The 10,225-nt window shown below is 72.2% G+C and carries 8 protein-coding genes; 5 read left to right on the forward strand and 3 right to left on the reverse strand.

The genetic code is table 11. The features are described 5' to 3' along the window. Window positions 1-82: 82 nt before the first annotated feature. Window positions 83-1,993, forward strand: coding sequence for an acyl-CoA dehydrogenase (locus EAO70_RS00265; protein ID WP_148001018.1), 1,911 nt, complete (start codon window positions 83-85; stop codon window positions 1,991-1,993). A 99-nt stretch (window positions 1,994-2,092) separates the two neighbouring features. Here EAO70_RS00265 and EAO70_RS00275 read toward each other — a convergent pair whose 3' ends face one another. After that, complete coding sequence (locus EAO70_RS00275) at window positions 2,093-3,037, reverse strand: nucleoside hydrolase (RefSeq protein ID WP_148001011.1); 945 nt, start codon at window positions 3,035-3,037, stop codon at window positions 2,093-2,095. A 233-nt stretch (window positions 3,038-3,270) separates the two neighbouring features. Between EAO70_RS00275 and EAO70_RS00280 the strand changes: the two genes are divergently transcribed. The 3 genes from EAO70_RS00280 to EAO70_RS00290 all read left to right on the forward strand — a co-directional run bounded on the left by EAO70_RS00280 (window position 3,271) and on the right by EAO70_RS00290 (window position 7,518). After that, on the forward strand, window positions 3,271-4,965 hold the full coding sequence (locus tag EAO70_RS00280) for an alkaline phosphatase D family protein (RefSeq protein ID WP_148001012.1): 1,695 nt from the start codon (window positions 3,271-3,273) through the stop codon (window positions 4,963-4,965). Window positions 4,966-5,338: 373 nt separating this feature from the next. Then, entirely contained in the window at window positions 5,339-6,691 is a 1,353-nt protein-coding gene (locus EAO70_RS00285) for a globin domain-containing protein (RefSeq protein WP_148001013.1), read from the forward strand. 89 nt (window positions 6,692-6,780) lie between these two features. Next, the gene (locus tag EAO70_RS00290; RefSeq protein ID WP_187283656.1) at window positions 6,781-7,518 is read left to right on the forward strand and encodes a pyridoxamine 5'-phosphate oxidase family protein; all 738 of its coding nucleotides are present in this window, start codon (window positions 6,781-6,783) and stop codon (window positions 7,516-7,518) included. 111 nt (window positions 7,519-7,629) lie between these two features. Here the strand turns inward: EAO70_RS00290 and EAO70_RS00295 are convergent, their stop codons facing one another. Together EAO70_RS00295 and EAO70_RS00300 are read right to left on the reverse strand one after the other, a co-directional pair. Continuing rightward, entirely contained in the window at window positions 7,630-7,923 is a 294-nt protein-coding gene (locus EAO70_RS00295) for a hypothetical protein (RefSeq protein WP_261992559.1), read from the reverse strand. A gap of 73 nt (window positions 7,924-7,996) precedes the next feature. After that, window positions 7,997-8,806 carry a hypothetical protein gene (locus EAO70_RS00300; protein ID WP_148001015.1) on the reverse strand — a complete coding sequence of 270 codons (810 nt, stop codon included), beginning with the start codon at window positions 8,804-8,806 and terminating at the stop codon, window positions 7,997-7,999. Between the two features lie 947 nt (window positions 8,807-9,753). Here EAO70_RS00300 and EAO70_RS00310 point away from each other — a divergent pair. Then, window positions 9,754-10,062 (forward strand): WhiB family transcriptional regulator, encoded by a 309-nt coding sequence (locus tag EAO70_RS00310; protein ID WP_148001016.1) that lies wholly within the window; start codon window positions 9,754-9,756, stop codon window positions 10,060-10,062. The last annotated feature ends 163 nt before the right edge of the window (window positions 10,063-10,225 follow it).

A 10,225-nucleotide genomic window follows, 5' to 3' on the forward strand; every position in this document is an offset into this window, starting at 1 on the left:
CTCCTGTACGTCTCCGACTACGGCGACAACAGGGTCGTCTCCCTGGCGACCGCCGGCGACACCCGGATACGTCCAGCCCGAGATCGACGTCCCGGCGCTGTCGGCCGTTCTCGACGGCGAGTACGCCGGGATCCGCGGTCTCGTACGGACCAACCTGTCCCGGTACGCCTCCGTTCTCGAAGAGGCCGAGGAACTCGACCTCGACGCCTTCCGCGAACGGGTGCGGGAGATCGTGGTCGAGATGGCCGCGACGGGACAGACCGGCATGGGGTTCCCGGCCTGCTACGGCGGGGGCGACGACGTCGGCGCCTCGATCGCCGCGTTCGAGACGCTGGCCTTCGGCGACCTGTCGGTCCTGGTGAAGGTCGGCGTGCAGTTCGGTCTGTTCGGCGGCGCGATCCTGCACCTCGGCACCCAGCGCCATCACGACGCCCATCTGCCCCGGCTGATCACGGGCGAGCTCATGGGCTGCTTCGCGATGACCGAGACGGGTCACGGCTCCAACGTCCAGGCGCTCGGCACCGTCGCCCGGTACGACGCCGCACGCCAGGAGTTCGTCATCACCACGCCCGGCGAGGAGGCGCGCAAGGACTACATCGGCAACGCGGCCCGGCACGCCGAGCTCGCGGTCGTCTTCGCCCAGCTGGAGGTGGCCGGGGAGTCCCACGGCGTGCACGCCTTCGTCGTACCCGTGCGGGTCGGCGGTGAGCCCGCGCCCGGCGTCCGCATCGAGGACGACGGCCGCAAGATGGGGCTCAACGGCGTGGACAACGGCCGGCTCCGGTTCGACGGCGTACGGGTCCCGCGCGAGGCGCTCCTCAACCGGTTCGCCGACGTCAGCCCGGAGGGCGTCTACGAGAGTTCGATCGACAACCCCCACCGGCGGTTCTTCACGATGCTCGGCACGCTGGTACAGGGCCGGGTGAGCATCGCCGGCGCCGGCATCGGCATCTCCAAGGTCGCCCTGGCGGTCGCCACCCGGTACGCCGTGCGGCGGCGGCAGTTCTCGGCGGCATCGGAGGCCGAGGAGCAGGTGCTGCTCGACTACGGGCTGCACCAGCGCCGGTTGCTGCCGCTGATCGCCCGGACGTACGCGCTGCACTTCGCCCAGGACGTGGTCCGCTCGGAGCTGCACGACGTCTTCTCCGGCATCACGGACGACGCCGAGTCGCGGCGCCGGCTCGAATCCCGCGCCGCGGGGCTGAAGGCGCTCGCCACCTGGCACGCCACCGGGGTCGTCCAGGAGTGCCGCGAGGCCTGCGGCGGCGCCGGGTACCTCGCGGTCAACCGGTTCGCCGCGCTCAAGGCCGACAGCGACGTCTTCACCACCTTCGAGGGCGACAACCACGTCCTTCTGCAGCTCGTCGCCAAGGGGCTGCTCACCGATCAGGCGAGCGCGTTCGAGGACCTCGACCAGGCGGGCATGGTCCGCTTCGTCACCGGTCTCGCCGTCGAGACGGTCCTGGAGCGGGCATCCGTCCACAAGGTGCTCGAACGCGTGCGGGATCTGCTGCCCGGCGGCGACGAGTGGGACCGGGAGGCCGGTCTGCTCGACTCCGAGTACCAGCTCGCCATGGTCCGCTTCCGGGAGGAGCACATGCTGGCCGGCCTGGCGCGCCGGATCAAGAGCGGGACCGACCAGAAGCGCGATCCGGGCGAGGTCTTCTCCCAGGTGCAGGACCACGTCGTCGCGCTCGCCCGCGCCCACGTCGAGCGGCTGGTGACGGAGGCGTTCGTCGAGAAGGTGCGCGCGATGCCCGAGGGCGACGAGAAGGCCGCGCTGGCCCTGCTGTGCGATCTGTTCGCCCTGTCGACGATCGAGGCGGACCGGGCCTGGTTCATGGAGCACGGCCGGCTGACCGTGCAGCGCTCGAAGGCGATCAGCCGCGAGGTGAACGATCTGTGCCGGAAGGTCCGGCCGCTGGCGGTCGACCTGGTCGACGCCTGGGGCATCCCGTCCGAGATGCTGCGGGCACCCGATCTCGTGGGTTGATCCGGCAGGGTGGCCGGCCCCGGTCCCGGCCGCGGTTCCGGCCCCGGTCCAGGTCCCGGCCACGGTCCCGGTCCCGGTCCCACGGGGTCGCGCGCCGGTTCACCGACCGCCCAGGACGCGGACGGCTTCCACGATCAGGTCCCAGAAGCCCTCCGTGTCGACCTCCATGCCCACCTCGACGTCGGCGGGAGCGCCGGTCACCCCGTGCAGGTCCACCACCGTCGCTCCCCGGGTGTGGGTGCCGGTCAGCTCCACGGTGACCGCGGCCCGTACGAGGCTGACCAGGGACGGGTCGATCAGGTGGGCGACGGTGAGCGGATCGTGCAGCGGGGGCGCGTCGAATCCGTAGACCTCGCGATAGGTGGAGGCGAAATAGGTGAGCAGATCGACGCAGAGCCCGCTCAGCGGGGTGCCGAGCGCGGCGATCCGGTCGACGACCTCGGGGGTGGCCCGCACCTGGTGGGTGGCGTTCAGACCGAACATCGTCACGGGCACCCCGCTGCGGAGGACGATGTCCGCGGCCTCGGGGTCGCACAGGATGTTGAACTCGGCGGCGGGCGTGGTGTTTCCCCGGTCCGTCGAGCCGCCCATCAGCACGATCCGGTCGATGCGGGAGGTGAGCTCGGGATGAGCGAGCAGGAGTACGGCGATGTTGGTGAGCGGGCCGGTCGGCACGAGCGTCACCGGTACCGGATGCGCGAGCAGCGTGTCCCGGACGAGGGCGAGCGCCCCGCGCGGGTCCTCCGGTACCGCCGGTTCGCCCGATCCGAAGCCGGGACCGTCCAGGCCGGACTCCCCGTGGATGTTCTCAGCGGTCCGGGGCGGCCCGTGGAGCGGGCGTGCCCGGCCGGCGGCGATCGGTACGCCGCTGATCCCGGCCACCGAGCACACCCGGCGGGCGTTGAGCGTGGTCTTCTCCAGGGTCTGGTTGCCCGCGACGGTGGTGATGGCGAGCAGCTCGACGGCGGGGTGGGCGGCGGCCAGGAGGATGGTGAAGGCGTCGTCGTGACCGGGATCGCAGTCGAGGATCACGGGGATCGGCATGGTGTCACCGTCCCATACGGGGGCAGTCGCGCGAAGGGGGACGCGGCGGCGGACAGGGCCGTGCCGGCCGGATCCGTGGCAGAGGGGTCCGCGGCTGGCGGGCCGGCGGCAGCCGCGTCCGTGGCGTCGCGGCGCCCGGCGCCCCGTGCCGCACCGGCGCCGGGTCCGCCCTCGTTCAGTACCGTACAGAGACGTGGTTCCGCACCGCGCGAAGCACCGGAAGGGGACTCGCAATGGCAGGTCTGAGGCTGGGCCCGCTCCTGCGTCACGTGGACTGGGAGTCGGGCACGAGCGCGACGGTTTGGGTCGAGACCGACCGGGCGTGCACGGCGGAGGTCCGGTGTCCCGGCGGCGCCGGCGGCTCGGCCCCCACGTTCCGCGTGAACGGTCACCACTACGCGCTGGTCGTCGTGACCGGACTGACGCCGGGGTCCGCGACGACGTACGAGGTGCTGCTCGACGGCGATCGGGTCTGGCCCCTCGCGGACTCGGTCCAGCCGCCCAGCACCATCCACACGCCGCCGATCCCGGCGACGGGCGCGGTGGTGGCCTTCGGCTCGTGCCGGTGGGCGGCGCCCGCCGTGGGCCACGACGATCCGGTGGGCCCCGACGTCCTCGACACCCTCTCCGCCCGCCTCGCCGCCGACCCGGAGGCCGAGCGTCCCGACGTGCTCGTCCTCCTCGGGGACCAGGTGTACGCGGACGAGACGTCCGCCGAGACCCGCGCCTGGATCGCCCGGCACCGGGCGAGTGCCGGAACGGGCGCCTCGGCCCCGCCGGACCAGGTCGCCGACTACGAGGAGTACACCCGGCTCTACGACGAGTCCTGGGGCGACCCCGAACTGCGCTGGCTGCTCTCGACCGTGCCCAGCTGCATGGTCTTCGACGATCACGACGTCATCGACGACTGGAACACGAGCGCCGCCTGGGTCGCCGAGATGCGGGAGACGTCCTGGTGGCACGAGCGGATCACCGGTGGCCTGATGTCGTACTGGGTCTACCAGCACCTCGGGAACCTCTCCCCCGCCGAACTCGCCGAGGACGAGCTGTACGCGGCGGTCCTGGCGGCCGACGACGGAACGGCCGTCCTGCGTGCTTTCGCGGAACGCGCCGACGCCGACCCGGCGGCGGTGCGCTGGAGCTACCGGCGGGACTTCGGCCGGACCAGGCTGCTGATGGTCGACACCCGGGCCGCGCGGGTGCTGGAGGAGCAGCACCGGTCGATGCTGGACGAGGAGGAGGCCGCCTGGCTGCGGACGCAGGCCTTCGACGACCTGGAGGGCGTCGACCACCTCCTGGTCGGGACCTCGCTGCCGTGGCTCCTGCCGCCCATGGTCCACTTCGCGGAGGCCTGGCACGCGGCGCTCTGCCGGGGTGAACGCGGGCCGCGCTTGGCCCGCTTCGGCGAGTGGCTGCGCCGGCGGGCGGACCTGGAGCACTGGGCGGCGTTCACCGCGTCGTTCACGAGGCTGACGGACCTGCTCGCCGAGGTGGGGAGGGCGGACCCGGCCCCGGCGACGGTGAGTGTGCTCTCCGGGGACGTACACCACGCCTACGTGGCGGAGCCCGTCTGGACCTCCGGTCCCCCGGTGCGCTCCCGGGTCTACCAGTTCACCTGCTCGCCGCTGCACAACTCGGTGCCCGCACCCATGAGGGCCGCGTTCCGCTTCGGCTGGAGCCGGTTCGCCAAGGGCATCGGCCACCTCCTCGCCCGGCACGGGCGCGTCGCGAGGCCGGCGATCCGGTGGGAGCGCGACGGCGGGCCGTGGTTCGGCAACCAGTTGATGACGCTGACCCTGCGCGGCCGCACCGCGCGGCTGCGGCTGGAGCAGGCGTCGGACGGCGCGAAGCGCGGGCACCGCGGGGCCGACCGGTCGGGAGCACGGCTCACGGGCGTACTCGACCGGCCACTGACCGACGAGAGTTGACCGCCCCTGAGCGGCGCTCGCGGGAGCCCGGTCCGCCCGGGGCGGGTCGGGCCGCGAGTGGTCGGCGATCTGTGGTGCGGATGTGGAGAAGTGAGGGACACGGCGTGAGTCTTCGGTCGGCGAATGCGCCGCCACGGCCGTTCTACAAACGGTTGAAATCACTTACTACTCAGCGGTAACCGACTTCTGAACAGCAGAAACGCCTTTCGCCGGGCGTCGTTCGCGGGACTCCGTGGGATGCGGAGGGGCGGGGTATGGTCGGCCCCGTTCACCCGTACGAGTAAGCGTCGAACGACGTGGGCGAAGGAGATCGGGGCACGAACAGACCCCGCGGAAGACGACCGACCGACGACGTTCGAAGCGAGGCACACCGATGGCAACTCCGACCACCCCGTCGGCCGGCGGGTACGGCTCCGACGCCGCCGCCGGCGGCCAGGACGGCGGATGGTTCGGGCGAAGCCCGTCGGCGCCGGAGGGCAGCGGGCGGCCGGGGAGCCCCGGGGACGACCGGGCGACGGGGAAGCCCGCGCACCCGGCGGAGCGCGCATCGGCACCGACGCCGCCACGCGCCCCGAGCCCAGCCCCCGGGCCGACATCGGCTTCGTCCACGACGGACCTGCTGCGGCGCACGATGGCGGAGATCGAGCCGATCGCCGACACGGTGACCTCGTACTTCTACGCCCTGCTCTTCCTCCGCCACCCCGGGCTGCGGGACCTCTTCCCCGCCGCGATGGACACCCAGCGCGACCGGCTGTTCAAGGCGCTGCTCACCGCGGCGACCCACGCCGACGATCCGGTCACGCTGACCACGTACCTGACCCACCTCGGCCGCGGGCACCGGAAGTACGGCACGCTCCCCGAGCACTATCCGGCCGTCGGGGAGGCCCTGATCGGCGCCCTCTCCCGGCACGCTCCGGGGACCTGGGGGCCGAGAACCGAGGCCGCGTGGGTGGGCGCGTACACCACGATCTCCCAGATCATGATCGACGCGGCGACCGAGGACGAGCTCCGCGCGCCCGCCTGGTGGCAGGCGGAGGTCGTCTCCCACGTCATGCGGACGAAGGACATCGCGATCGTCACGGTCCGCCCCGACGGGCCGTACCCCTTCCTCGCCGGGCAGTACACGGCCATGGAGACGCCCTGGTGGCCGCGGGTGTGGCGGCACTACTCCTTCGCGTCCGCGCCCCGTTCCGACGGGCTGCTGTCCTTCCACGTGAAGGCCGTGCCGGCGGGCTGGGTCTCCAACGCCCTCGTCCACCGGGCGCGTCCCGGTGACGTCGTCCGGCTCGGCCCGCCCGGCGGTTCGATGACCGTGGACCACACGAGCGACAGCGGACTGCTGTGCCTCGGTGGCGGCACGGGGATCGCGCCGATCAAGGCGCTGGTGGAGGACGTCGCGCAGCACGGTCGGCGCCGTTCCGTCGACGTGTTCTACGGCGCCCGGCGGAACCAGGGGCTGTACGACATCGACACGATGCTGAGGCTCCAGCAGTCGCACCCGTGGCTGTCGGTGCGGCCCGTGGTCGACGACGGGCCCGTCGGGCTGCTGTCGGGTGGCATACCGGAGGCGGTGCGCGAGTTCGGGCCCTGGCACACCTACGACGCGTACCTGTCGGGTCCGCCCGGGATGATCCGCCGCAGCGTCGACACCCTCGTGGGCATCGGGGTGCCCACCCACCGCATACGGCACGACTCCATCGAGGAACTGGTCGGGGCAACGACGTGACACCCTCCGAACGCGCCGCGCAGCGGGATCTGACGACCTTGCGGACCATCCGCCCGGGCAGCGACGGCGAACACCTCGTGCAGCAGCGCATGGGCACCACGGACCGCGCGGACCGCTTCTACGGCGATCAGGTGCTCGACCGGTTGAACCCGCGGATGCGGGAGTTCGTGACCCGGCAGGAGATGTTCTTCCTGGCCACGGCGGACCGGCACGGCGCCTGCGACAACACCTTCCGGGCGGGCCCGCCGGGCTTCGTCCACGTCCTGGACGAGGAGACGCTGGCCTACCCCGAGTACCGGGGCAACGGCGTCCACGCGAGCCTGGGCAACATCGAGGAGAACCCGCAGGTCGGCATCCTCATGGTCGACTTCCTCCGGGACCGGGTCGGGCTGCACGTCAACGGCCGCGCGCGGGGGGTGACGGACGACGAGATCCGCGGCGAGCACCCCTGGCTGCCGGTCGAGGAAGTACCGGGCCGGCGGGCGCTGGTATGGGTGGTGATCACCGTCGAGGAGGCCTACATCCACTGCGCCAAGCACATCCCGCACCTCCAGAAGGCCCCGGCACGGGGCCAGGGCCGCTCGTGGGGCACGGACGACGTCAGGCGGAAGGGCGGCGACTTCTTCGCCGCGGCCCTCGAAGCCCCGGAACGCGGCCCGTACCTGCCCCCACCGCGCCCGGACGCGGACGCGGCGACTTGGCGCGCGCAGGCGGAGAGGGCACTGGCCAGAGCCGAACGGTACGGCCCCGGCCGCACTACAGACGTCACCACGGCGGCGGACGCGCCCCCGTTCAGGGGCTGGTTCAGCAGGAGCAGTTCGGTCTGAGCCCCGCTTCCAGCCGCCGCGGCCGGCGGGTCAGCCGGTCGGTTCGGGACCCGCCAGGAGGCGGGCGACGTCGAGCCCTGTGCTCAGATGACGTGTGTTCACGCGCGCTCCTCAGAAACCGGCCATGGACTTGTCGAGCACTCCGCCCAGCGCCCCGTAGACGCTGCAGCGAACCGAGTGTCGTGCCCTGCGGCGCAGCCCGAATCCCCCAAGGAACGACGCCGTGAACAGCCCGACGAGAACCACGGCCATGACTGAGCCGCCGACGACGAACAGGAAGGTCGCGAACCCGGCCCAGAGCAGGATCGGCAGGAGTGAACCACGCACCACCGTCCCGAAGCGGATCCGCTCCGGTCCCGACGGCAGCGCACGGCCGTGCCACACCTCGATGTGGTTCCTTGTCACACAGTGCTCTGGTCGCATGCGGCCATCAGACCATCGACGGCACGGGCGTCGTGCGTGGTCCCTGAGATGCGGCCTATTCTGACGCCGTTCCCGCGTGCCGGGTCTGCATCGCCGCGATGACCCGCTCTCGGGCCAGTTCGCGGGCCTGTTTGAGTTTCCAGTCGGCCAGGAGGAGCGGCGCCAACCAGAACCAGCCCCACACGCTGAAGGAGACCGTCCCGGTCATCACCAGCGTCTTGTTGGTGATGAAGACCAGCACGAAGGCGGTGGCGTACGCAGCCACCCGGTGGCGGATCAGGAGCCGCAGCGGGGCCTGCCACGGGCCCGCCAGGAGTTCCAGTGCGGCCGTGACCTCGGCGGCTCTCAGGTCCTCGGGGTGAGCGGGCGCCTGGCCGCCCCGTTCCAGGGCCTCCGCGACACCGACACTGTGGGACGTCAGCGCCGCCCGCTCGGTCCGCGCGGCGGCCGTCTGTGCGCGGATGTCTTCCCAGTAGCCCCGTCCCGCCCAGTCGAGCGCGGCCTCCACCTGAGCCGCTTCGGGCGAACCCTCGGGTGCCAGGCTCGCGATCCGCTCCTTGAGCCCGCCKACCCGCGCGACCCGGCCCGGATACGTCCATCCGTCGGCCCGCAGGCACAGCTCCAGGTAGGAGACGAGCAGCCCGAGGTCGTCCGGCCACTGCGCGAGGCCGCTCCGGTAGGCCTTCTCCGCCTCGGCGTCGTGGTCGTCCTCGTCCTCCGCGGCGTGCGCGAGCCCGAGCCACCGGTAGAGCACCGGATCCGGCCCCAGTTCCTCCAGCCCGGTCTCGGCCACCTTCCGGGCCTCCGCGAACCCGCCCACCGCGAAGAGTTCTCTGCAGCGGTCGGCGTAGTCGTCGTGCGTCATGTGTTCCCACCCCAGTTGATCAGGGGTCCACTTTCAGCCACACCAGCGCCCTGGTCAAGACACTTCCGCGGGAGCCCGGGCCTCGGCCCGCATCCCGCTCCCCGCAGCGTCCTTGACGGGCACGGCACACGTGTCACATCGTCACCCCGTGGCCGCCCAGCGAGCGGACGTGCAGAGACGAACGGGGCAAGTGGACAGCTGGTCACATGTGATGGGCCTTCTCCGGGAGATCGCCCCGGCCGATCACGCGGATCTGCCCGGACCCGCCACGGAGCAGATGCTGACGGCCGCCGAGAGTCTTCCGGTCTGCGCGATATCCGAAGGGCGACTCGTCCGGATGTGAGGCCGGCGGACACCATCCCCGGCGCGTACCCGGGCTCCCGGACATCCCCGCGCCCACGGCGAACGGCCCGCACCATCACCCGGTGCGGGCCGTTCCACCATCCAGGAGTCCGCCGGAAGGGGCGTCCGACAAACCCTGCCTACCCTGAGCGGTCCCATGCGCTCGCTCTCCGCCTGCCCCCGTTGCAACCACCCACACCTCCCGATCCCACACCTTTCGGTGAACCTGCCCTTCTCGCGGGCAACGTCGTCGACCGCACCTCGCCCGCCGCGGTCATGACGCCCGGGGGTCTCACCGCCACCCTGGTGGCCCTGGTGGTCCAGCTGCACTTCGTACGCCGGGAGACCCGGCCGTATCCCGTATCCCGCCCGCGAGAACGACGCCGCGCCGGTACGTGTACAGCAGGGGCACGGGGGATGACCGTCCTCCCCCTCTGTTGGCCGGATGCCTGTGTGAGGTGGCCGGGGGCCGTCTGTGTCTGTCACTCGAAAGGGGGAAGCGCGGGGCGAGCTGTAGACCGCTGGCACATGCCTCCGTAGCGTCCCTGCTCTGTCAGCGCCGCTCACCGTAGAGGCGGTGTGGGTCGGGGTCGGGGCGGGGGAGCATGGACGAGCGCTGGATGGTGTCGGCGTTGTGCCGGACGGTGGACGCGGAGGAGCTGTTCGTCGAGGGAGCGGCGCAGAACCGGGCGAAGGCGCTGTGCACCGGCTGCCCCGTGAAGGCCGAGTGTCTGGCGCACGCGCTGGACCGCCGGATCGAGCACGGCGTCTGGGGCGGCATGACGGAACGGGAACGCCGGGCTCTGCTGAAACGCCGGCCGACGGTGGAGTCCTGGGCCCGGCTCCTGGACGCGGCCAGGCGTCAACGCGAGACGAGGGCGGCGGCCGCGGTGTCGAGGCGCGAGTCGGCGTGAACGGGCGGGGACCCCGGGGAACCCGGTCCGTCTGACGTGGGGGCCGAGGGACCCAGGCGTCAACGCGAGACGAGGGCGGCGGCCGCGGTGTCGAGGCGCGAGTCGGCGTGAACGGGCGGGGACCCCGGGGAACCCGGTCCGTCTGACGTGGGGGCCGAGGGAC

The organism is Streptomyces sp. adm13(2018), assembly GCF_008042145.1.
In the GTDB taxonomy this organism is placed as follows: domain Bacteria; phylum Actinomycetota; class Actinomycetes; order Streptomycetales; family Streptomycetaceae; genus Streptomyces.